The sequence below is a fragment of the Streptomyces sp. NPDC090088 genome, from assembly GCF_044747345.1.
GTDB lineage: Bacteria > Actinomycetota > Actinomycetes > Streptomycetales > Streptomycetaceae > Streptomyces.
This window is the reverse complement of record NZ_JBIVDZ010000009.1, coordinates 456,714-479,236: the sequence shown is the minus strand read 5'-3', so window position 1 is coordinate 479,236 and position 22,523 is coordinate 456,714. Positions and strand designations below refer to the sequence as shown.

21 protein-coding genes are annotated in these 22,523 nt (G+C 71.9%); 13 read left to right on the top strand and 8 right to left on the bottom strand.

What is annotated here, in order from left to right; genetic code table 11:
- Window position 1 precedes the first annotated feature (1 nt).
- From ACIPSJ_RS39050 to ACIPSJ_RS39030, 5 genes are all read left to right on the top strand, one after another.
- Window positions 2-1,231 (top strand): MFS transporter, encoded by a 1,230-nt coding sequence (locus tag ACIPSJ_RS39050; protein WP_401352968.1) that lies wholly within the window; start codon window positions 2-4, stop codon window positions 1,229-1,231.
- Between the two features lie 122 nt (window positions 1,232-1,353).
- Window positions 1,354-2,700: an ABC transporter ATP-binding protein gene (locus ACIPSJ_RS39045; RefSeq protein ID WP_401352966.1), complete on the top strand. Its 1,347-nt coding sequence runs from the start codon at window positions 1,354-1,356 to the stop codon at window positions 2,698-2,700.
- Between the two features lie 52 nt (window positions 2,701-2,752).
- On the top strand, window positions 2,753-3,205 hold the full coding sequence (locus ACIPSJ_RS39040; RefSeq protein WP_401352964.1) for a DUF3574 domain-containing protein: 453 nt from the start codon (window positions 2,753-2,755) through the stop codon (window positions 3,203-3,205).
- A gap of 84 nt (window positions 3,206-3,289) precedes the next feature.
- Entirely contained in the window at window positions 3,290-4,678 is a 1,389-nt protein-coding gene (locus ACIPSJ_RS39035; protein WP_401352962.1) for an aldehyde dehydrogenase family protein, read from the top strand.
- 13 nt (window positions 4,679-4,691) lie between these two features.
- The gene (locus ACIPSJ_RS39030; RefSeq protein WP_401352960.1) at window positions 4,692-5,780 is read left to right on the top strand and encodes a Zn-dependent alcohol dehydrogenase; all 1,089 of its coding nucleotides are present in this window, start codon (window positions 4,692-4,694) and stop codon (window positions 5,778-5,780) included.
- A 13-nt stretch (window positions 5,781-5,793) separates the two neighbouring features.
- On the opposite strand, the gene ACIPSJ_RS39025 is transcribed toward ACIPSJ_RS39030, so the two are convergent.
- Both ACIPSJ_RS39025 and ACIPSJ_RS39020 read right to left on the bottom strand, forming a co-directional pair.
- Entirely contained in the window at window positions 5,794-6,738 is a 945-nt protein-coding gene (locus tag ACIPSJ_RS39025; RefSeq protein ID WP_401352958.1) for a DMT family transporter, read from the bottom strand.
- A 69-nt stretch (window positions 6,739-6,807) separates the two neighbouring features.
- Window positions 6,808-7,464: a TetR/AcrR family transcriptional regulator gene (locus tag ACIPSJ_RS39020; RefSeq protein ID WP_359209035.1), complete on the bottom strand. Its 657-nt coding sequence runs from the start codon at window positions 7,462-7,464 to the stop codon at window positions 6,808-6,810.
- A gap of 95 nt (window positions 7,465-7,559) precedes the next feature.
- On the opposite strand from ACIPSJ_RS39020, the gene ACIPSJ_RS39015 reads away from it, so the two are divergent.
- The 3 genes from ACIPSJ_RS39015 (at window position 7,560) to ACIPSJ_RS39005 (ending at window position 9,776) form a co-directional block, all read left to right on the top strand.
- Window positions 7,560-8,711, top strand: coding sequence for an acyl-CoA dehydrogenase family protein (locus ACIPSJ_RS39015; RefSeq protein ID WP_401353105.1), 1,152 nt, complete (start codon window positions 7,560-7,562; stop codon window positions 8,709-8,711).
- Between the two features lie 59 nt (window positions 8,712-8,770).
- Window positions 8,771-9,058 (top strand): YiaA/YiaB family inner membrane protein, encoded by a 288-nt coding sequence (locus tag ACIPSJ_RS39010; RefSeq protein WP_355717777.1) that lies wholly within the window; start codon window positions 8,771-8,773, stop codon window positions 9,056-9,058.
- A 94-nt stretch (window positions 9,059-9,152) separates the two neighbouring features.
- Window positions 9,153-9,776: a TetR/AcrR family transcriptional regulator gene (locus tag ACIPSJ_RS39005; RefSeq protein ID WP_355717780.1), complete on the top strand. Its 624-nt coding sequence runs from the start codon at window positions 9,153-9,155 to the stop codon at window positions 9,774-9,776.
- A 13-nt stretch (window positions 9,777-9,789) separates the two neighbouring features.
- Here ACIPSJ_RS39005 and ACIPSJ_RS39000 read toward each other — a convergent pair whose 3' ends face one another.
- Entirely contained in the window at window positions 9,790-10,251 is a 462-nt protein-coding gene (locus tag ACIPSJ_RS39000; protein ID WP_359209039.1) for a MaoC family dehydratase, read from the bottom strand.
- 115 nt (window positions 10,252-10,366) lie between these two features.
- Here ACIPSJ_RS39000 and soxR point away from each other — a divergent pair, with 115 nt between their 5' ends.
- The gene (gene soxR / locus ACIPSJ_RS38995; protein WP_359209042.1) at window positions 10,367-10,837 is read left to right on the top strand and encodes a redox-sensitive transcriptional activator SoxR; all 471 of its coding nucleotides are present in this window, start codon (window positions 10,367-10,369) and stop codon (window positions 10,835-10,837) included.
- Between the two features lie 13 nt (window positions 10,838-10,850).
- Here the strand turns inward: soxR and ACIPSJ_RS38990 are convergent, their stop codons facing one another.
- Both ACIPSJ_RS38990 and ACIPSJ_RS38985 read right to left on the bottom strand, forming a co-directional pair.
- The gene (locus tag ACIPSJ_RS38990; protein ID WP_359209045.1) at window positions 10,851-11,567 is read right to left on the bottom strand and encodes a 3-keto-5-aminohexanoate cleavage protein; all 717 of its coding nucleotides are present in this window, start codon (window positions 11,565-11,567) and stop codon (window positions 10,851-10,853) included.
- 84 nt (window positions 11,568-11,651) lie between these two features.
- Entirely contained in the window at window positions 11,652-12,254 is a 603-nt protein-coding gene (locus ACIPSJ_RS38985; RefSeq protein WP_359209048.1) for a hypothetical protein, read from the bottom strand.
- A 269-nt stretch (window positions 12,255-12,523) separates the two neighbouring features.
- On the opposite strand from ACIPSJ_RS38985, the gene ACIPSJ_RS38980 reads away from it, so the two are divergent.
- Complete coding sequence (locus ACIPSJ_RS38980; RefSeq protein WP_359209050.1) at window positions 12,524-15,310, top strand: penicillin acylase family protein; 2,787 nt, start codon at window positions 12,524-12,526, stop codon at window positions 15,308-15,310.
- Between the two features lie 19 nt (window positions 15,311-15,329).
- On the opposite strand, the gene ACIPSJ_RS38975 is transcribed toward ACIPSJ_RS38980, so the two are convergent.
- Window positions 15,330-16,679, bottom strand: a complete 1,350-nt coding sequence (locus ACIPSJ_RS38975) for a serine-threonine protein kinase (RefSeq protein WP_401352953.1) — start codon at window positions 16,677-16,679, stop codon at window positions 15,330-15,332.
- A gap of 80 nt (window positions 16,680-16,759) precedes the next feature.
- The gene (locus ACIPSJ_RS38970) at window positions 16,760-18,001 is read right to left on the bottom strand and encodes a DUF1343 domain-containing protein (protein ID WP_359209390.1); all 1,242 of its coding nucleotides are present in this window, start codon (window positions 17,999-18,001) and stop codon (window positions 16,760-16,762) included.
- Window positions 18,002-18,183: 182 nt separating this feature from the next.
- Between ACIPSJ_RS38970 and ACIPSJ_RS38965 the strand changes: the two genes are divergently transcribed.
- The 3 genes from ACIPSJ_RS38965 to ACIPSJ_RS38955 are packed head-to-tail and all read left to right on the top strand — an operon-like array spanning window position 18,184 to window position 21,245.
- A complete protein-coding gene (locus tag ACIPSJ_RS38965) occupies window positions 18,184-18,948 on the top strand; it encodes an SDR family oxidoreductase (RefSeq protein ID WP_401352951.1) in 765 nt (254 codons plus the stop codon).
- Window positions 18,945-20,621 carry a class I adenylate-forming enzyme family protein gene (locus ACIPSJ_RS38960; RefSeq protein WP_401352949.1) on the top strand — a complete coding sequence of 559 codons (1,677 nt, stop codon included), beginning with the start codon at window positions 18,945-18,947 and terminating at the stop codon, window positions 20,619-20,621. Before ACIPSJ_RS38965 ends, ACIPSJ_RS38960 begins: the two co-directional genes overlap by 4 nt.
- Window positions 20,622-20,651: 30 nt before the next feature.
- Window positions 20,652-21,245 (top strand): TetR/AcrR family transcriptional regulator, encoded by a 594-nt coding sequence (locus ACIPSJ_RS38955; RefSeq protein WP_355717807.1) that lies wholly within the window; start codon window positions 20,652-20,654, stop codon window positions 21,243-21,245.
- A 58-nt stretch (window positions 21,246-21,303) separates the two neighbouring features.
- Here ACIPSJ_RS38955 and ACIPSJ_RS38950 read toward each other — a convergent pair whose 3' ends face one another.
- Window positions 21,304-22,518, bottom strand: coding sequence for an acyl-CoA dehydrogenase family protein (locus ACIPSJ_RS38950; protein WP_393797459.1), 1,215 nt, complete (start codon window positions 22,516-22,518; stop codon window positions 21,304-21,306).
- Between the last annotated feature and the right edge of the window lie 5 nt (window positions 22,519-22,523).

The window sequence follows — 22,523 nt, the reverse complement described above, 5'->3', positions numbered from 1 at the left end:
CATGGCGCCCGGCAGGAACCGCGGCTGGCTGCTCCGTCTCGTCATCGCCTTCGGCTTCGCGCAGGGCGCGGTGTCGATGGCCCGGCCCGCGGTCTCCTACCGGGCGCTCGCGCTCGGCGCCGACGAGCGGGCAGTCGGCGTCATCGCGGGCGTCTACGCCCTGCTCCCGCTGTTCGCCGCCGTACCGCTCGGCCGCCGCACCGACCACGGCCGCTGCGCACCCCTGCTGCCCGTCGGCGTGGTGCTGATATCCGGCGGCTGCGCGCTCAGCGGCCTCGCGAACTCGCTCTGGGCGATGGCCCTGTGGAGCGGGGTGATGGGCCTCGGCCACCTCTGCTTCGTGATCGGCGCGCAGTCCCTGGTGGCCCGCCAGTCGGCCCCGCACGAACAGGACCGCAACTTCGGCCACTTCACCATCGGGGCGTCGCTGGGCCAGCTGATCGGGCCGGTCGCGGCCGGTGCGCTGATCGGCGGACCCGACATGGCGGGCACGAGCGCGCTCGCGCTCGTGGTGGCGGGCGCGGGGGCGGCGGTCGCGTTCACGTCGTTGTGGCGCATCGAGGACCGTACGGCGGTCTCGTCCCGGACGGGGGGCGGGGACCGGGTGCCGGTGGGCCGCATCCTGCGTGCCCGGGGCGTCCCCGCGGGCATGCTGATCAGCCTCTCGGTGCTGTCCGCGACCGACATCCTGACCGCGTACCTCCCGGTGGTCGGCGAGCACCGGGACATCTCCCCGGCCGTGATCGGCGTGCTGCTCAGTGTGCGGGCGGGGGCGACGATCGCCTGCCGGCTCGTGCTCACGCCGTTGCTGCGGCTGCTCGGTCGGCCGGTGCTGCTGACGGTGACGTGCCTGCTGGCGGCCGTGCTGTGCGCGGGGATCGCGCTGCCGGTACCGGTGTGGGGGCTGGGCCTGATGCTGGCCGCGCTCGGCTTCTGTCTGGGGGTGGGGCAGCCGCTGTCCATGACGACGGTGGTGCAGGCGGCGCCGGACGGGGCGCGGTCGACGGCGCTGGCGTTGCGGCTGACCGGGAACCGGCTGGGACAGGTGGCTGCGCCGGCCGCGGCGGGGTTGGTGGCCGGTGTGGCGGGGGTCGCGGCTCCGTTCGTGATGCTGGGGGCGTTGTTGTTGGTTTCCTCGGGGGTGGCTTTGCGGTCGCCGGAGAGGAGTGCGGGTGCGCCCAGTGGGGTGGGGGTGAGTGTGAAGTCGCGGCTGGTGCGCCGTCGTGGCTGAGCGCGCAGTTCCCCGCGCCCCTGCGGGGCGCTTCCTGAGGATTCGGGTACAAGTCTTCCCCCTGCCCCACACATTCCGTTAACTTCCGTGACCCACAGGTCCGTACGACCGGGGGCGGCACCATGGCACGCGCCATCTCTCTGCAGAACGTGAGCAAGTCCTACGCGCGGGGTGTCCGCGTGGTCGACCGGTTGTCGCTGGACATCGCGCCGGGGGAGTTCCTGGTGCTGCTCGGGCCGTCGGGGTGCGGGAAGTCGACCGTGCTGAGGATGATCGCGGGGCTGGAGGAGGCCGACGAGGGCGAGTTACTGCTCGACGGCGAGTACGCGAACGACCTGCTGCCGGCCGACCGGGACATCGCGATGGTGTTCCAGAACTTCGCCCTCTACCCGACCATGACCAGCCGCGACAACATCGGCTTCCCGCTGCGCATCGAGGCGCCCGGCGCGGATCCGCGCCCCCGGGTGGACGCCACCGCCCGCATGCTGGGCATCGAGGACCTCCTGGACCGCTTCCCCGGCCAGCTCTCCGGCGGTGAACGCCAGCGGGTGGCGATGGGACGGGCCATCGCCCGGCACCCGTCGGCCTTCCTGATGGACGAGCCGCTCTCCAACCTGGACGCCAAGCTCCGCAGCCATCTGCGCGCCGAGATCTCCCGGCTGACCCGGGAGCTGGGCGTCACCACGGTCTACGTCACCCACGACCAGGCCGAGGCCATGTCGCTGGGCGACCGGGTCGCCGTGCTGCGCGGCGGGGTCCTGCAGCAGGTCGGCAGTCCGCGCGCGGTCTACGCGCTGCCCCGCAACGTCTTCGTCGCCGCCTTCATCGGCACCCCGCGCATCAACCTGCTGCGCGGGGTGATCCGCGCCCCGCTCGACGGCGCGATGACGGTCCACCTCGGCAAGCAGGCCCTGCCCCTGCCCGAACCGCTGTCCCAGGACCACAGGTTGCTGCGGGTGCAGCAGGGCCGGGAGGTGATCGTGGGGCTGCGTTCGGAGGCGGTGCGGATCGCCCGGCACTCCGCCGCCCGGCCCGGCGAGGTGCCGCTCACCGGTCTGGTGGAGCATGTCGAGTTCCAGGGGCACGAGGTCCTCGTCCACTTCGACACCGGTTCCCGGCCGGCCGTCGTACCGGATCTGGAGGCCCCGCGCGCGGCCGGCCGGCCGGTCCGGCGCCGGCGGCGGGAGGGGACGACCGTGCTGGACCGGCTCCGGGACCGGTCGAGTTCGAAGCGGGCGGGACCGGTCGTCGTACTGGAGCATCCGGCGGACGCCGGGCCCGCTCCCGAGCCCGCGCCCGCGGAGGGGCGGCTGCCCGGGGACCTGCTGGTGCGGACCACGCCCGACATCCAGCTCCGGCACGGTATGCAGATCCCGCTCCTCGTCGACCTCGCCCATCTGTTCGTCTTCGACCAGCACGGCGAACGGATCTGCCCGTCCCCGGCGCGGCTGCCGGACCTGGACGAGTGAAACCCGCCGGGAAACCGGGACTTGGGCATTCCGAACCCCCTATGAAAGGGGCATGCGCACTCATTCCCTCCGCAACCGGTCGGCCCTGGCCGTCGCCGGCCTCCTGCTCGCCGGTGCTCCGACCGCGTACACGGCGCTGGCCGACGAGCAGCCCTCGGCCGCGCCGGTGCGCGGAAAGCCGTACATCGAGACCCGGCTGCTCTTCGGCACCGCCCGCCCGGACGGCGGGCCCGCCGTCACCGACCGGCAGTTCATGGCCTTCGTCGACAAGGAGGTCACCCCGGACTTCCCCGACGGGATCACCGTGCAGAACGCGCGCGGGCAGTGGCGGGACGCGCACGGGGTGATCGAGAAGGAGCGGTCGTACGTGCTGACCCTGCTGTATCCGGAGCCGGCGGCGAAGGTCAGTGACCGGAAGGTGGAGGAGATCCGGCGGGCCTACGAGAAGGCCTTCGCGCAGGAGAGCGTGGGCAGGGTGGACGATCGTGCCCAGGTCGACTTCTGATGGTTCCGGGGCACGTCTGGCGCGCTAAAACTATCGCCGCTAGTTTGTGACTCGGACGACAGAGCCCCGCCGGGAGGAAGCAGCATGAAGGCACACGACGGCCTGTACATCGACGGCGCCTGGCGCGCCGCCGAGAGCCGGGACGTGATCGAGGTCGTGAACCCGGTCGACGAGCAGGTCGTCGGCCGGGTGCCGGCGGGCGGCGCGCTGGACGTCGACGCCGCCGTACGCGCCGCCCGTGCCGCCCTCCCGGCCTGGGCCGCCACCCCGCCCGCCGAGCGCGCCGCCCGGCTCGCCGCACTGCGTGACGCGCTGGCGGCCCGCAAGGACGAGATCGCCGAGACGGTGAGCGCGGAGCTGGGCGCGCCGCTCGCCTTCGCGCAGGCCGTGCACACGGGCCTGCCGATCGCGGTCGCGGGCTCGTACGCCGAGCTGGCGGCCGCCCACCCCTTCGAGGAGAAGGTCGGCAACTCGACCGTCTACCAGGAGCCGGTGGGCGTGGTCGGCGCGATCACACCCTGGAACTATCCGCTGCACCAGATCGTCGCCAAGGTCGCCCCGGCGCTGGCCGCGGGCTGCACGGTCGTCCTGAAGCCGGCCGAGGACACCCCGCTCACCGCCCAGCTGTTCGCGGAGGCGGTGCACGAAGCGGGCCTGCCCGCCGGGGTGTTCAACCTGGTCACCGGTCTCGGTCCGGTCGCCGGGCAGGCGCTCGCCGAACACCCGGGTGTCGACCTGGTCTCCTTCACCGGTTCCACCGCCGTCGGCAAGCAGATCGGCGCGGTGGCCGGGGCCGCCGTCAAGAAGGTGGCCCTGGAGCTGGGCGGCAAGTCCGCGAACGTGATCCTGCCGAGCGCGGATCTCGCCAAGGCCGTCAACGTCGGCGTGGCCAACGTGATGGCCAACTCCGGCCAGACGTGCAGCGCCTGGACCCGGATGCTGGTGCCCGCCGACCGGTACGCGGAGGCGGTGGAGCTGGCCGCGGCCGCGGCCGCCAAGTACGGGGACCGGATCGGTCCGGTCGTCAGCGCCAAGCAGCAGGCACGGGTGCGCGGTTACATCGAGAAGGGCGTCGCGGAGGGCGCCCGGCTGGTCGCCGGCGGCCCCGAATCCCCGCGCGAACAGGGCTACTTCGTCAGCCCGACCGTCTTCGCCGACGTCACCCCCGAGATGACGATCGCCCAGGAGGAGATCTTCGGCCCGGTGCTCTCCATCCTGCGCTACGAGGACGAGGAGGACGCGCTCCGGATCGCCAACGGCACGGTCTACGGGCTCGCGGGCGCCGTCTGGGCCGGGGACGAGACGGAGGCGGTGGCCTTCGCCCGGCGCCTGGACACCGGGCAGGTCGACATCAACGGGGGCCGCTTCAACCCCCTCGCCCCGTTCGGCGGTTACAAGCAGTCGGGCGTCGGCCGCGAGCTGGGCGCCCACGGCCTTGCCGAGTACCTCCAGACCAAGTCCCTGCAGTTCTGAGGAGGTTGCCCGCATGGCTTTCCAGGTCCGCGCCGCCGTACTGCCCGCCGTGGGCGCCCCGCTGTCCGTCACCGGGATCGAACTCCCGGACCCCGGCCCCGGGCAGGTCCGGGTCCGCCTCGCCGCCGCCGGCGTCTGCCACTCCGACCTCTCGCTGTCCGACGGCACCATGCGGGTGCCGGTCCCCGCGGTCCTCGGCCACGAGGGCGCGGGCACCGTGGTGGCGGTGGGGGAGGGCGTCACCCGGCTCTCGCCCGGCGACCCGGTCGTCCTCAACTGGGCGCCCGCCTGCGGCCGTTGCCATGCCTGCGCGCTCGGCGAGGTCTGGCTGTGCGCCGACGCGCTGGCCGGCGCCGCCGGCGTCCACGCCCGCACGGCGGACGGCACCGAGCTCCACCCCGGCCTGAACGTGGCCGCCTTCGCCGAGGAGACGGTGGTCGCCGAGTCCTGCGTGCTGCCCCTCCCCGACGGCATCCCGCTCACCGACGCGGCCCTGCTCGGCTGCGCGGTGCTCACCGGCTACGGGGCGGTCCACCACTCGGCACGGGTGCGCGAGGGCGAGACGGTCGCGGTGTTCGGCGTCGGCGGGGTGGGCCTGGCCACCGTCCAGGCGGCCCGGATCGCCGGCGCGTCCCGGATCGTCGCCGTGGACGTCTCCCCGGAGAAGGAGGAGCTGGCCCGGGCGGCGGGCGCCACCGACTACGTCGTCGCCTCCGACACCACACCCCGCGCGATCCGCGCCCTCACCGGCAAACAGGGCGTCGACGTCTCCGTCGAATGCGTCGGCCGCGCGGTCAGCATCCGCGCGGCCTGGGAGTCGACCCGCCGGGGCGGCCGTACGACGGTGGTCGGCATCGGCGGCAAGTCGGAGCAGGTCACCTTCAACGCCCTGGAGCTCTTCCACTGGGGCCGCACGCTCTCCGGCTGCGTCTACGGCAACTCCGACCCGGCCCGCGACCTGCCGGTGCTCGCCGAACACGTCCGGGCGGGCCGCCTGGACCTGGGCGCGCTGGTGACGGAACGGATCGCCCTGGACGGCATCCCGGCGGCCTTCGAGAACATGCTGGCGGGCAAGGGCGGCCGGGCGCTGGTGGTGTTCTGAGCGGGCGGCGTCCTCACGCCGACTCCCGCGCCTCCTCGGGCCGTGTCTCCTGCGCGGCCACGACCCGGGAGGCCCGGCCCCGCGACCGGGACACCGCCACACCGGCCAGGCACAGCACACCGCCCGCGAGCGTCAGCACACCGGGCACCTCGCCGAGCGCCAGCCACGACATCAGGACGACCAGCGCGGGCACCGCGTACGTCGTCGCGCCCATCCTGCTGGCCGTCGTCCGCGCCAGCGCGTAGGCCCACGTCGTGAACGCCAGGGCCAGCGGGAACACGCCCAGGTACAGCATGTTCAGGGTCGCGGAGAGCGGGGCGCCGGCCGCCTCGCCGACCAGCTGCCCGGAGAACGGCAGACAGGCGACGGCGCCGATCAGACACCCGAACGTCGTCACCTGGAGCGCGCTCGCCCGGCCCAGCGCGGGCTTCTGCGCGACCACGCCGCCCGCGTACGCGACGGCGGCCAGCAGACACAGCACCACACCCAGCACCGACGAGCCGCCCCCGCCCGACATCGAAAGACCCACGGTCACCGCGCCCGCGAACGACACCGCCATCCCCGCCAGCAGCCGCGGCGGCATCGGATCCCCGAGCAGCCGGGCCCCGAGCAGCGCGATCAGGATCGGTCCGATGTTCACGACCAGGGCGGCGGTACCCGCGTCCACCTGCTGCTCGCCCCAGTTCAGCACCACGCTGTAGAAGCCGAACCAGAGCAGCCCCGATATCGCGATACCGCGCCACGCGGCCCTGTCCGGCAGCCCCTCCCGCCGCACCACACACAACACGCCCAGCACCAGGGACCCGGACAGCAGCCGCCCGAGCGCGAGCGCCCCGGGGGAGTAGGAGTCCCCCGCACTACGGATCGACACGAAGGCCGACGCCCAGAGCACGACGGTGACGACGGCGGCGGCCGTGGGAAGGAGGCGGTGGGGAGCGTTGGCGGCGAGGTTCTTCATGAGGCCGAGGGTAGGGAGTGGGGGAGGGCGGGGGCTGGCGGATTTCGGACGGGTGGCTGCGACGCCCCCCTACACCCCGTCCTGCACCCTCGCGAACTGCTCCCCCAATCCGTCCAGCAACGCCCGCAGCCCCGTCTCGAAGGCCCGTTCGTCGATCTTCTCCTGCTGGTCGGCCAGCAGGTGCGCCTGCCCGAGATGCGGATAGTCGGCCGGATCGTACGCGCTCGCGTCGTCCACGAACCCCCCGGCGAACGACCCCAGCGCCGAGCCCATGATGAAGTACCGCATCAGCGCCCCGATCGAGGTCGCCTGGGCCGGCGGCCACCCCGCGCCCACCATCGCGCCGTAGACCGCGTCGGCGAGCCGCAGTCCGGCCGGGCGGCGGCCGGGGCCCCGGGCGAGGACCGGGACGATGTTCGGGTGGTCGCGCAGCGCGGCGCGATAGGACACGGCCCAGTCGTGCAGCGCGGTCCGCCAGTCCCGCCCGGCGTCCTGCCCGAGGCCTTCGAACATCGACAGGTCGACCTGCGCGCTCACCGAGTCCGCGACCGCCTCCAGGATCTCGTCCTTGGTGCGGAAGTGGTTGTAGAGCGAGGGCCCGCTCACCCCCAGCACGGCCGCGAGCCGCCGTGTGGAGACGGCCGCCAGCCCCTCCGCGTCCACGAGTTCCCGTGCCGCGAGGACGATCCGGTCGGTGCTGAGGAGGGGCTTGCGCGGTCGGGCCATGGCGCACATAGTAGGGCTGCAACGATAAACTAGCAGTGCTAATTTAAATGTACGGCCTTGAACGGCTTTCGGGATCCGACAGGGGTGGTCGCATGGTGAACCTGGGACTCGGCGAGGAGCAGACCGCCGTACGGCAGCTCGCCCGGGACTTCGTGGAGCGCGAGATCGCCCCGCACGTGATCGCCTGGGACCGCGCGGAGGAGGTCGACCGGGGGATCGTGAAGAAGCTCGGCGAGGTCGGCTTCCTCGGTCTGACCGTCGACGAGGAGTACGGCGGCTCGGGCGGCGACCACCTGTCGTACTGCCTGGTCACGGAGGAACTGGGCCGCGGCGACTCCTCCGTGCGCGGGATCGTGTCGGTGTCCCTGGGGCTGGTCGCGAAGACCGTCGCCGGCTGGGGGACCGAGGAGCAGAAGCGGCGCTGGCTGCCGGGGCTGACCTCCGGCGCCTACGTCGGCTGCTTCGGCCTCACCGAACCCGGCACCGGCTCCGACGCGGGCAACCTCACCACCCGCGCCGTTCGCGAAGGCGACGAGTACGTCGTCAACGGCACCAAGATGTTCATCACCAACGGCACCTGGGCCGACGTGGTGCTCCTCTTCGCCCGCTCCACCGACGCGCCGGGACACAAGGGCGTCTCCGCCTTCCTGGTCCCGGCCGACATGCCCGGCCTCACCCGCCGCCCCGTGCACGGCAAGCTCGGGCTGCGCGGCCAGGCCACCGCCGAACTCGTGCTGGAGGACGTCAGGGTCCCCGCCTCCGCGATGCTCGGACCGGAGGGCAAGGGCTTCTCCGTCGCCATGTCGGCGCTGGCCAAGGGGCGGATGTCGGTGGCGGCCGGCTGCGTCGGCATAGCCCAGGCCGCGCTGGACGCGGCCGTGAAGTACGCCGGGGAGCGCGAGCAGTTCGGCACGCCGATCGCCGGGCACCAGCTGGTCCAGGAGCTGATCAGCGACATCGCCGTCGACGTGGACGCGGCCCGGCTGCTGACCTGGCGGGTCGCCGATCTCGTCGACCGCGGCCTGCCGTTCGCCACCGAGTCCTCCAAGGCCAAGCTCTTCGCCTCCGAGGCCGCCGTGCGCGCCGCCAACAACGCCCTCCAGGTCTTCGGCGGCTACGGCTACATCGACGAGTACCCGGTCGGCAAACTCCTGCGCGACGCCCGTGTGATGACCCTCTACGAGGGCACCAGCCAGATCCAGAAGCTGCTCATCGGGCGGGCGCTGACCGGCGTTTCGGCGTTCTGAGTACCTCCCTGAGTATCCCGGCGGATGTGGCGCGGGCCACGTCCGCCGATGCTGGACCCATGAGCGAGACACCCGTCAGACAGCAGAACACCGCCGCCTTCTACGGCCAGGCCGTCGCCTCCTTCGGCATCGCGATGGCGGCCACCGTCATCGGCATCTTCCGGCTGCAGGCCGACGCCTGGGTGCGCGGCTTCCTCGGCATCGCCGTCCTCTACCTCGTCACCTCCGCCTTCACGCTCGCGAAGGTCATCCGCGACCGCCAGGAGGCCGGCCAGATCGTCAGCCGCGTCGACCAGGCCCGGCTGGAGAAGCTGCTCGCCGAACACGACCCCTTCGAGAAGCTCTGAGAGGCTTCCGAAAAGCTCTGAGCGGGCACACTAAGCGCTCGCTCAGCTTCGGCGGTATGGTGGAGCTCCGGTATCGAGAGGGGCGAGGCGAGCAATGAGTACGGCGGAGGAGACGACCGGCGGCGAGATCGAGCCGTGGGAAGAGGTCACCCCTGACGCGGCCCGGCGACTGCTGGTCGCCGCCGTGGAGGCCTTCGCCGAGCGCGGCTACCACGCCACCACCACCCGCGACATCGCGGGCCGCGCCGGCATGAGCCCCGCCGCGCTCTACATCCACTACAAGACCAAGGAAGAGCTGCTCCACCGGATCAGCCGCATCGGTCACGACCGGGCCCTGGAGATCCTCCAGACGGCCGCCCGGCGCGAGGGCACCGCGACCGAGCGGCTGGCCGACGCGGTCAGCTCCTTCGTCCGCTGGCACGCCGGCCGGCGCACCACCGCCCGGGTCGTGCAGTACGAACTGGACGCCCTCGGCCCCGACGCCCGCGCCGAGATCCTCGACCTGCGCCATCAGGTCGACGCCGAGGTGCGCGGGATCATCCAGGAGGGCGTCGAGTCCGGCGAGTTCGACGTCATCGACGTGCGCGGCACCACCCTCGCGGTGCTCTCGCTCTCCATCGACGTCGCCCGCTGGTTCAACGTGAACGGCCCCCGGACCCCCGAGGAGGTCGGCGCGCTCTACGCCGACCTCGTGCTGCGGATGGTCGGGGCCAAGTAGCCGCCCGCCGTCCTCAGAGGTAGTACCGGGACACCGACTCCGCGACGCAGACCGGCTTGTCGCCGCCCTCGCGCTCCACGCTGAAGGCGACCGTCACCTGGACGCCGCCCGTGACGTCCTCCACGCCGGTGATCGTCGCGGTGGCGCGCAGCCGGGAGCCGACCGGGACGGGGGCGGGGAAACGGACCTTGTTGGTGCCGTAGTTCACGCCCATCTTCACGCCCTCGACCTTGATCAGCTGGGGGCCGAAGAGCGGGAGCAGCGACAGGGTCAGATAGCCGTGCGCGATGGTCGTCCCGAACGGGCCCGCGGCCGCCTTCTCCGGGTCGACGTGGATCCACTGGTGGTCGCCCGTGGCCTCCGCGAACAGGTCGATCCGCTTCTGGTCGACCTCCAGCCAGTCGGTGTGGCCCAGCTGCTCGCCCACGGCCGCCTTCAGCTCGTCGGGGGAGGTGAAGATCCTCGGTTCTGCCATGTCGCCGGCCCTCTCGCACTCGCGCACACATTGTCTAAGCAACTGCTTAGCATGGTCGGGTGCGGGTCCGCTGTCAACGGACTGCGGTCCGCGTCCGGTGGGTAATCTCTGCGGGGTGCCGCAGATTCCCGAGAAGATCCACGAGCTGAGCGTCGGCCAGCTGTCCGCGCGCAGCGGCGCCGCCGTCTCCGCGCTGCACTTCTACGAGGCCAAGGGCCTCATCAGCAGTCGGCGGACCTCCGGCAACCAGCGCCGCTACACCCGTGACACCCTGCGCCGGGTGGCCTTCGTCCGGGCGGCGCAGCGCGTGGGCATCCCGCTGGCCACGATCCGCGAGGCGCTCTCGGAACTCCCCGAGGAGCGCACCCCGACCCGGGAGGACTGGGCCCGCCTCTCGGAGGCGTGGCGGGCGGAACTGGACCAGCGCATCCGGCACCTGAACCGCCTGCGCGACCATCTGACCGACTGCATCGGCTGCGGCTGTCTGTCGCTGGACACCTGTGTGCTGTCCAACCCGGACGACGTCTTCGGCGAACGGCGGGCGGGATCCAGGCTGCTGCCGGAAGGCACCGAGCGCCGGCCGTAGGGCGGGGATTCGGTCACCGGCCGCGCTGGAGCAGCGCCTCCCTCACCAACTCGGCGTTGGACAGCGCCCGTTCGCCGTCGGGGAGCAGCAGGGTGTCTTCCAGGCCGATGCGGGTCGCGAGGCCCAGCCGGCCCGCCAGCCGCAGCACCGGCCAGGTGCCGCCCTCCTCGCCGTGCAGCAGGACCGGGCGGCCGTGGGCCGTGCCCAGCTCGGTGAGCAGGCTCCGCGCCGAGTCCTCGGCGGTGGCCGGGTCGGGGTCCGTGACCTCCGCCAGCACCCGGAGCACCCGCGGCCCCAGCGGCGAGGCCGCGAACCGCGCCGCCCCGTCCGTGCCGGACCAGATGCCCGCCTCCACTCCGATCCCCATGACCAGCAACTGCTCCGCGACGTCCTCGGCGCCCGGTTCGTGCCAGTTGACCGAGGCGAAGTCGGGCAGGACGGACCAGGTGCCCACGCGCCTCAGCCGCAGCGCCGGATCGGGTGCGGCCCAAGCGCCGGTGGTCACCCCGATCGGGACGCGCACCCGCGCGCGCAACGCGTCCAGCGTCGGTTCGACCACGCGCGGGGACAGGCTCTCCCGCCCGCACGGGGTCCTCGGGTGCACATGGATCTCCGTGGCCCCGGCCGTGACCGCTTCGGCGGCGGAATCCGCCAGCGCCGCCGGCGACAGCGGCGCGCCCACGCCGTCGGCACCGCCACGGCGTCCGTTCAGACAGACCTGTAGTTCCATGCCCCGATGGTGCCGGGCGCCACTGACAACGGCCAGGTCACCGGCAGTTGGGGGGTGCGGCATCCCCGGCGCACCCCCACGTGGTCAGGCCGACATGAGCAGCCGCCCGCGCCTGGCGTAGGCCAGGGCCTCGGGGGTGAGCACCGGACGCGGCACCAGGATCCCGCAGTCCGCGCAGACCGGACCGGCGGAGGGCTCGTGGTCCAGGTCGTACTTCCAGATGAGGCGCTCCCCCGCGCACACCGGGCAGACCGTGCCCGGCTCGCGCTCCAGGGCGGCGATCAGCCGTCGCAGCACCTCGGCGAGTGGTTCGTCGGGATGGACCCGTGGGTCGTCGCACCAGGCCACTCCGAATCCGCCCCAGGTCAGCCGGTGCCAGTCGTCCACGCTGCCCGGGCGGCGCAGCCCGTCGTGCTTCTCCTTCTTGCGGCGCTCGGCGAACTCGACCTCATAGGCCAGCCAGACCGCCCGCGCCTCTTCCAGCTCGTCCAGTGCGCCCACGAGACGCGCCGGATCGGGGGACCGGTCCTCGGGGCCGAACCCGGCCCGCGCACACAGATGGTCCCAGGTCGCGCGGTGCCCATAAGGAGCGAACCGCTCCAGGCACTTGCGCAGTGAGTAACGCCGCAGCGCCAGATCGCACCGCGGGTCTCGCACCTGTCTCGCCAGACTCCGGAAACCGGCCATCGCCCTGCACCTCCGTCACACCTGCACCTGTACTTCGGTCACTTCGGCGTCGCCGCACGGACTTCGCGCGACGTTGCCGTATAGACGTATCGACACGCGAATCGGCTCCATCCGATTTCCGATGCCGTCCATAAGGCCGCCCGCCTTGACCGACGGCCGGTGGTGCCGGCCGGGCCGACGACCACTCCAAAACTTGACGCATGTTCATCTTCAATCCCGGGGATACCGGCGGTAACGTCCGGCACCACCCCTCGTCCAGAGGAGATGTCATGCAACGACGCTCCAGACATCACGCGTTGTTCGACAGAGTGAGAACTCCCCGCAAGTTCCCCGGGTTCCTGAAAGTCGCGTCCGTCTGCGTTCTCGTGGTCGGCCTGCTCTCCCCGCTGGCCCAGGCGACCCCGGCCGCCGCGGCCGCGTCCAACGACTACTGCGGCGGGCAGTGTTCGGACATCCTGCCGCCCGGCGAGAACGGCAACGCCACGCTCGCCCAGATCCTGCTCAACCAGGCCTTCGGCACCCAGCCCAGCCATGCCGAGGACCAGCTCGGCCCCTACAACAACCTGGCCACCGGCTACTCCACCCTTACCGACGCGAAGATCAACACGTTCTTCAACGACTCGTCGTTCGGGGTCGCATCGAGTCAAGTCGCCTCCACGGAGAGTCCGGCCGGCCGCAGCGACGTCACCATCGTCCGCGACAAGGCGACCGGTGTGCCGCACATCACTGGTACCACCAGATACGGCACCGAGTTCGGGGCCGGTTATGCGGCAGCTGAGGACCGGCTGTGGCTCATGGACGTGTTCCGGCACGTAGGGCGCGGCCAGCTCACCACCTTCGCCGGCGGTGCCGCCTCCAACCAGGGCCTTGAACAGCAGTTCTATCGAAACGCCCCCTACACCGAGGCCGACCTCCAGGCGCAGATCGACAACGCCGTCGCCAACAACGGCACCCGCGGCCAGCAGGCGCTCGACGACGCCAACGCCTACCTCGCCGGCATCAACGCCTATATCGACGCCTCCGACAGCGGGCGCTACTTCCCCGGTGAGTACGTCCTGACCGGGCACAAGGACTCGATCACCAACGCCGGCACGATCGACCACTTCAAGATCACCGACCTGGTGGCGCTGGCCTCCGTGATCGGCGCGCTGTTCGGCTCCGGCGGCGGTGGCGAGGTCAACAACGCCATCTCGCTGCTCGCCGCCCAGGAGCAGTACGGCGTGACGCAGGGCACCAAGGTCTGGGAGTCCTTCCGCGAGCGCAACGACCCCGAGGCCGTGCTCACCGTCCACAACGGCGAGAGCTTCCCGTACGGCACCAAGCCCTCCGACCCGCAGGGCGAGGCGCTGCCCGACTCCGGAACGGTGACCACCGAGCCGCTGGTCTACGACGCCACCGGCACCGGCGCCGACCAGAGCGCCAGCGCGACCTCCGCCGCGGCGACCGCGACCGCGCTCAGCTCGGCCAGGCGCGGGATGTCCAACGCCCTCGTGGTCAGCGGCAAGTACACCGCGAGCGGTCACCCCATCGCCGTCTTCGGACCGCAGACCGGCTACTTCGCCCCGCAGCTGCTCATGCTCCAGGAGATCCAGGGCCCGGGCATCAGCGCCCGCGGTGCCTCCTTCGCCGGGCTGAGCATGTACGTCGAACTCGGCCGCGGCCAGGACTACGCGTGGTCCGCCACGACCTCCGGCCAGGACATCATCGACTCCTACGCGGTCGAACTCTGCCAGGACGACTACCACTACCTGTACCACGGCACCTGCACGGCCATGGACAAGGTGGAGCAGAAGAACTCCTGGACGCCCACCACGGCCGACTCCACCGCCGCCGGCTCGTACACGATGAGGGTGTGGAAGACCAAGTACGGACCCGTCCAGTACCGGGCGACGGTCGGCGGGAAGAAGGTCGCCTACACCACCCTGCGCTCCTCCTACATGCACGAGGCCGACTCGATCATCGGCTTCCAGATGCTCAACGATCCCGACTATGTGAAGAGCCCGCAGACCTTCCAGAGCGCGGTGCAGCACATCAACTACACCTTCAACTGGTTCTACGCCGACTCCTCGCACACCGCGTACTACAACAGCGGTGACAACCCGGTGCGCCCGAGCGGTGTCGACCCCGAGTTCCCGGTCTGGGGCCAGGCCGCCTACGAGTGGCAGAACTGGAACCCGACCACCAACACCTCCGACTACACCCCGGCCTCCCAGCACCCCAACTCCATCGACCAGGACTACTACGTCTCCTGGAACAACAAACAGGCGCTCGACTACACGACCGCGAGCTGGGGCGACGGCTCGGTCCACCGGGGCAACCTCCTCAACGACCGGGTGAAGAAACTCGTCGCCGCCGGGGGCGTCACCCGCTCCTCGCTTGTCAAGGCCATGGCAGACGCATCGCTGGAGGACCTGCGGGGCGAGGACGTCCTGCCGAACCTGCTGAAGGTGATCAACAGCAGTACGGTCACCGACTCCACGGCCGCCGCGGCCGTCACCAAGCTCCAGACCTGGCTGACCGCGGGCGCCAAGCGCACGGAGACCTCGGCGGGTTCGAAGACGTACGCCAACGCCGACGCCATCCGGATCCTCGACGCCTGGTGGCCGCTGCTGGTGAAGGCCGAGTTCCAGCCCGGCCTCGGCTCCGACCTGTACACCGCGATCACCGCCAACCTGCCGATCGACGAGTCACCGTCGGCCGCACACGGGCCCACCGGCTCGCACGCGGGCAGCTCCTTCCAGTACGGCTGGTGGAGCTATGTCGACAAGGACATCCGGTCGGTGCTCGGGCAGACCGTGTCCGGACCGCTGGCCGCGCAGTACTGCGGCGGCGGCAGCCTCAGCGCCTGCCGGGACATCCTGATCAGCACGCTGAAGACGGCCGCCGGCACCAGCGCGTCCACGGTCTACCCCGGGGACACCCTGTGCTCGGCGGGCGACCAGTGGTGCGCCGACTCGATCGTCCAGCGCACCCTGGGCGGCATCAAGCACTACAACATCAGCTGGCAGAACCGGCCGACCTTCCAGCAGGTGGTGGAGTTCACGTCACACCGGTGACGCGCTCACGGCGGCGGGGTCACCCGATGCGCCCCGCCGCCAGCACCACCCGCGCCAGCTCGGGGTGCACGATGTCGCTGTGCGCCCCGGCCGGCGGGCCGCCCTTGTTCACGACCGCCGCCGCGTCGACGTTCACACAGCCCGACGCGGCGAGCGGGCCGCTCAGGGCCGCCGCCAGATCCAGCGACCGCGTGCCCGGCACCGCCTGGACACCGTCATGGCCCATCGCTCCCCACTCGGCCCCCAGCACCTGCCCCAGCCCCGGGAGCCCGAACTCCTCGACCGGCGGCTCCGCCGGCGCGATCGACCGGTTGTCGTCCGCCATCCGCGAGGCCAGCGGGTACAGCGTGCCGAGCGCCTGGTCGAAGTGGGAGTAGCAGCACACCAGCGGACCGTCGATCCGGTTCTGCCGGCCCCGCAGCGCCCCGGCCGCGCGCGGGTCGTGGGGCAGCCGGTCGGCGAACGCGTAGTGCGAGAAGGCCCCTTGCAGCAGGGTCACGGACTTCACCGTGCGCACCCCGTCCGGTAGCCCGAGCAACGCGAACGACACCAGCCGGCCGCCGAAGCTGTGCCCGACCAGATGCACCCGCACCTCCGGCGCCGCCGCGGCGAGCCGCCCCAGCAACGGCCCGAGCCCGTGCTCCCCGACGATCCCCCCGCGCCGCTTCATCGCGTAGTACGTCGCCTGCCGCAGCAGCTCCTTCGCGCCGTCCCACGGGTTCGGCAGCGCGAACCCGGCGGTCGGCCCGCCCTCCTGGAGGGACGTGAGCGCCTGCGCGAACTCCCCGCACAGATCCGCCGTGTCCCCGGAGAACAGCACCGACTCGCCCCCGGACGCGCCGTCCGTCAGCGTGTCCGCCGCCAGGAGCGGCTGCGGGCCCCGGGGCTGGACGTCGACGAGCACCCGCACCAGCTGCCCGAACTGCTCCAGCCCGTCCGCCGGACGCCGCTCCAGCAGCCCCGCGAGCTGCTCGACCACGGTGGCCCGCCCGGGAAAGGCTTCCAGGAGCGCGCGCCGGGTGTCCTTGTCGAGGGCGGCGGCCGGGCTCTGAACCGCCTCCGCGGCCACCGCCGACCTCGGGAAGTCGGGGATCGGCTCGTCGCAGAACCGCATCGACGGCCAGATCACCCCGACGTACCCGATCCGCGCCTTCGGCGCGAGCTTCGGGATCGGCGCGAAGAACTGCCGGTACAGGGCGGTCGCGCCCGACCGGTCGTTGTTCCAGCCGTGCGCGAAGACGATCAGGTCACGGACCCCGTGACCCGTGACCTCGCCCAGCAGCCGGTCGCGTTCGGTGCCGTCCGGATCCCCGTCGGCGTCGAAGGTCAGCTCCCAGTAGGGAGTCACACTCATCCCAGGATCCGCCATACCAGGCTCCTCGTCCCCCGAACCGGTGCGATGTGCGCGCATCGTCCCGCCGACGGGCAAGGTTGGCCATACAACGCGCCTCACCTGTAGAGGAGAAATTCCTTTCGAACCCGGCGGAACGCGGCCAGTTCGTCCTGCCAGGCGCCGACGACCTCGTCGGTGCCCGCGCCCGCGTCGACCATCGTGCGTACGCTCGTGGAGCCGGTGAGCCTGTCGATCCAGCCGTCCGACCGCCAGGCGAAGCCGTCCCACGCCTTCTTCGCGGTGACCAGCAGGGCGATTCCGGTGCGGACGGGGTCGTAGGCGGCCCGGTCGTGCACATGGATCTGCACCCCGCCGACGGTCTTGCCCTGGAACTTCGAGAAGGTCGGCGCGAAGTACGCCTCCCGGAACCGCACGCCCGGCAGCGCGAGTTCGTCGACGGCCGCCGCCCAGCGCGCGTCGATACCCTCCGCGCCGAGGAGTTCGAAGGGCCGGGTGGTGCCGCGTCCCTCGGACAGGTTCGTGCCCTCGAAGAGACAGGTGCCCGAGTAGACGAGGGCCGTGTCCGGGGTGGGCATGTTGGGGCTCGGCGGCACCCAGGGCAGGCCGTAGGCGTCGTAGAAGCGGGACCGCCGCCAGCCGGTCATCGGTACGACGTCCAGGGCGACCGGTGTGTCCAGGAACCGCGCGTTGAACAGCCGGGCCAGCTCGGCGACCGTCATCCCGTGCGCCTGCGCGATCGGCTGCCGGCCGACGAAACTGGCGAACTCCCTGTGCAGGACCGGGCCCTCGGCCGTCCGGCCGGTCACCGGGTTCGGGCGGTCCAGGACGACGAACCGCTTCCCGGCCAGCCGGGCCGCCTCCATGCAGTCGTACAGGGTCCAGATGTACGTGTAGAAACGGGCGCCGACGTCCTGGATGTCGAAGACGACGGTGTCCACGCCGGAGGCGGTGAAGACGTCGGCGAGGGGCTTGCCGCTCTTGAGGTACGTGTCGTACACGGGGAGGCCGGTCGCCGGGTCGTCGTAGCGGCCCTCGGAGCCGCCGGCCTGGGCGGTGCCGCGGAAGCCGTGCTCGGGGCCGAAGACGGCCGTCAGCTCGACCCCGGGGTCGGCGTGCATGACGTCGACGATGTGGCGGACGTCGGGGGTGATGCCGGTGGGGTTGGTGACGATGCCGGTCTTCTGGCCGCCGAGGAGGGAGTAGCCGTCGGCGGAGAGGCGGTCGAAACCGGTCCTCAGGGTGCCGTGGGCGTCGGCCGTGGTTGCCGTGGGCAGGGCTGCCACGGCTGCCGCCGTTGCCGTGGCCGCGGTAAGCAGACTTCGTCGGGACGGGCGCATGGGGGTGGCCTCCGTGGTCGTCCGGGTGCGGGCCATGTGTGGCTGATCGCGCCCACGCGGCGGAGCCGCAGGTCGATACAGCCCCGTGCCCCTAGGGTGGACCGATCACCCTTCCCTTCACACATACCGACCGGTTAGTCTGGCCGATGCTGAGCCGTGTCGCGTCGTGTCGAAGGAGACCGATGGTGGGAGCCGTGCGAGATGCCCGAGTCGTGGTCACCGGGGCGGGAGGTGGCATCGGGGCTGCGCTGGCGCGTCGGTTCGCTGCCGAGGGGGCCCGGGTCGTGGTGAACGACCTGGACGGGGAGAAGGCGGCGGCCGTCGCCGCGGAGATCGGCGGGATCGCCGTTCCGGGGGACGCGTCCGGCATCGTCGGGGCCGCCCGGGAGGCGCTCGGCGGGGCCGTGGACGTGTACTGCGCCAACGCGGGGCTCGGGTCGGGCGGGTCCGAGGCGGCCGAGGACGCCGTATGGGCCTCGGCGTGGGACGTCAACGTCATGGCGCATGTGCGGGCCGCGCAGGAGCTGGTGCCGGAGTGGCTGGAGCGGGGGAGCGGGCGGTTCGTGTCCACCGTGTCCGCCGCCGGGCTGCTCACCATGATCGGGGCCGCCCCGTACAGCGTCACCAAGCACGCCGCGTACGCCTTCGCCGAGTGGCTGTCACTGACGTACCGGCACCGCGGACTCAAGGTGCACGCCATCTGCCCGCAGGGCGTCCGTACCGACATGCTCGCCGCCACCGGCAGCGCGGGCGATATCGTGCTCCAGCCGACCGCCATCGAGCCGGACGCCGTCGCGGACGCGCTGTTCAAGGGGATGGCGGAGGACCGGTTCCTGATCCTGCCGCATCCCGAGGTCGCCGACTTCTACCAGGCACGGGCCGCCGACCCGGACCGCTGGCTGACGAACATGAACCACATCCAGCAGAAGTGGGAGGCCGTCCGGTGAGCGAGGCGGAGACCGAGTCCATCTATGCCGCCCGGCCCTGGGTGGCGCTGCTCAACGAGGCCCAGCGCGGGCCGGTCGATCCCCCCGACTCGCTGGTGCACGCCCTGCGCGCGGCCGTCGCCGAGGCACCCGACCGTCCCTTCCTCGCCTACTTCGACGCCCGGCTCAGCTTCCGCGAGGTCGACGAGCTGAGCGACTCCGTCGCCGCCCACCTCGCCGGGCGCGGCCTGGAGCGCGGCGACCGGGTCGCCGTCATCCTGCAGAACTCGCCGCACTTCGTGCTCGCGCTGCTCGGCGCCTGGAAGGCGGGCGCCACCGTGGTGCCGGTCAACCCGATGTACAAGTCGGGGGAGGTCGCCCACGTCCTGCGGGACGGCGAGGTCGCCGCACTGGTCTGCTCGCAGCGGGCCTGGGAGTCGTACCTGCGCGACACGGCCGCCGACTCGCCGGTCAGGATCGTGCTCACCGCGAGCGAGCTGGACTTCCAGACCCGGGACGACGCGCGCGTGCTGGGCTTCGAGCGGCTGCCGCAGGCCGCCGACGCCGAGGACCTGGTCGAGGTCGCACGGCGCGGCGGCAAGGCGCCCGAGGGACGGGATCCGGCGCCCTCCGACATCGCGCTGATCAGCTACACCTCGGGGACCAGCGGCGCCCCCAAGGGCGCCACCAACCTGCACGGCAACATCATGTACAACGCCGAGCGGCAGCGGACCGGGCTCGCGCTGCCCGACGCGCCGGTCTACTACGCCCTCGCGCCCCTGTTCCACATCACCGGCATGGTCTGCCAGCTCGGCGCCTGCCTGACCAGCGCGGGCACCCTGGTGCTGACGTACCGCTTCGAGTCGGGCCTGGTCCTGGAGGCGTTCGCCGAGCACCGCCCGCAGTACACGGTGGGGCCTTCCACGGCCTTCATGGCGCTCGCCGCCCACCCGGACGTCACCCCGGAGCACTTCGCCTCCTTCGTGAACATCTCCTCGGGCGGCGCGCCGCTGCCGCCGGCGCTGGTGGAGAAGTTCCGCGCGGGGTACGGGCCGTACATCCGCAACGGCTACGGGCTGACCGAGTGCACCGCGCCGTGCGCTTCCGTGCCGCCGGGCCTGGAGGCGCCGGTGGACCCGGTCTCCGGGACGCTCGCGGTCGGCGTGTCCGGTCCGGACACGGTCGTCCGGATCATCGACGACGCGGGCCGCGAGGTGCCCTTCGGGGAGCAGGGCGAGATCGCGGTGCGCGGGCCGCAGGTCGTGCCCGGGTACTGGCGGCGGCCCGAGGCCACCGCGGAGACCTTCCCGGACGGCGAGCTGCGCACCGGTGACATCGGGTTCATGGACCCGCAGGGCTGGCTGTACGTCGTCGACCGCAAGAAGGACATGATCAACGCGTCCGGCTTCAAGGTCTGGCCCCGCGAGGTCGAGGACGTGCTGTACACCCATCCGGCGGTGCGCGAGGCCGCCGTCGTCGGCGTGCCCGACGGGTACCGCGGGGAGACCGTCAAGGCCTACATCAGTCTTCGCCCGGGAGCTGCAACCGACCCGGACGATCTCGCCCTCTATTGCAAGGAGAGACTGGCGGCCTACAAATACCCGCGCCAGGTGGAGATCCTGCCCGACCTGCCGAAGACGGCAAGTGGGAAGATCCTCCGACGGGAACTGCGTTCCCGACCGCAACAGGGTTAGCAGAGACGACGAGGAAGGCAGGTGGCGGCAGTGCCCAGGACGACGGACGGGGACGGGGCTCCCGTTCCGCAGCGGCTCCTCGCCGCCGCCACCCGGCTCTTCGCTGAGCAGGGCTACGACCGCACCTCCGTGCAGGAGATCGTGGAGGCGGCCGGCGTCACCAAGGGGGCGCTGTACCACTACTTCGGCTCCAAGGACGACCTCCTGCACGAGGTGTACGCGCGCGTGCTGCGCGTCCAGCAGGAACGGCTCGACGCCTTCGCGAACGCGGACGAGCCGATCGAGAAGCGGCTGCGGGGCGCGGCGGCCGACGTCGTCGTGACGACGATCGAGAACCTCGACGACGCGTCGATCTTCTTCCGGTCCATGCACCATCTGAGCCCGGAGAAGAACAAGCAGGTGCGCGCCGAGCGCCGGCGCTACCACGAACGCTTCCGCGCGCTCATCGAGGAGGGCCAGCGCGAGGGCGTCTTCTCGACCGCCACCCCGGCGGATCTCGTCGTCGACTACCACTTCGGCTCGGTGCACCACCTGTCGACCTGGTACCGGCCGGACGGACCCATGGCTCCGCAGGAGGTCGCCGACCACCTGGCCGACCTGCTGCTGCGGGCACTGCGGCCCTGAGCCGCGATACGACCGGCGGCCCCGACCTCATGGTCGGGGCCGCCGGTCGTTTCCCTGCCTACAGGTACTTCTTCAGCTCCCGGCGGGCCAGCGACCGCTGGTGCACCTCGTCGGGGCCGTCGGCGATCATCAGGGTCCGGGCCGAGGCGTAGAGCTCGGCCAGCGGGAAGTCCTGGCTGACACCGCCCGCGCCGTGCAGCTGGATCGCCCGGTCGATGATGTCGACGACCGCGCGCGGGGTGGCGATCTTGATGGCCTGGATCTCGGTGTGGGCGCCGCGGTTGCCGACGGTGTCCATCAGCCAGGCGGTCTTCAGGACCAGCAGCCGCAGCTGCTCGACGGTCACCCGCGCGTCGGCGATCCAGTTGTGCACCACGCCCTGCTGGGCCAGCGCCTTGCCGAAGGCCTGGCGGGAGACGGCCCTGCGGCACATCAGCTCGATCGCCCGCTCGGCCATGCCGATCAGCCGCATGCAGTGGTGGATCCGGCCCGGGCCGAGCCGGGCCTGGGCGATGGCGAAGCCGCCGCCCTCCTCGCCGACCAGGTTCGCGACCGGCACGCGCGCGTGGTCGAAGATCACCTCGGCGTGGCCGCCGTGCGAGTGGTCCGAGTAGCCGAAGACCTGCATCGCGCGCTTGACCGTGACACCGGGGGTGTCGCGCGGGACCAGGACCATGGACTGCTGGCGCCGGATGTCGGCGCCCTCCGGGTCGGTCTTGCCCATCACGATGAAGATCTTGCAGTCCGGGTTCATCGCCCCGGAGATGTACCACTTGCGGCCGGTGATGACGTAGTCGTCGCCGTCGCGCTCGATGTACGTGGTGATGTTGGTGGCGTCGGAGGAGGCCACCTCCGGCTCGGTCATGGCGAACGCGGAGCGGATCTCACCGGCGAGCAGCGGCTCCAGCCACTGCTTCTTCTGCGCCTCGTCGGCGAACTGGGTGAGCACCTCCATGTTGCCGGTGTCCGGGGCCGCGCAGTTCAGCGCGGTGGGCGCCAGGTGCGGGGAGCGGCCGGTGATCTCGGCGAGGGGCGCGTACTGGAGGTTGGTGAGACCGGCGCCGTACTCGGCGTCGGGCAGGAAGAGGTTCCACAGGCCCTGCCTGCGGGCCTCGGCCTTCAGCTCCTCGACCACGGCCGGGGTGTCCCACGGCGAGGCCAGCGCCGCGCGCTGCTCCTCGGCGACCGGCTCGGCCGGGTACACGTACTCGTCCATGAAGGCGAGCAGCTTGGCGCGCAGTTCCTCGGTGCGCGCGTCGAACGCGAAGTCCATGGCCG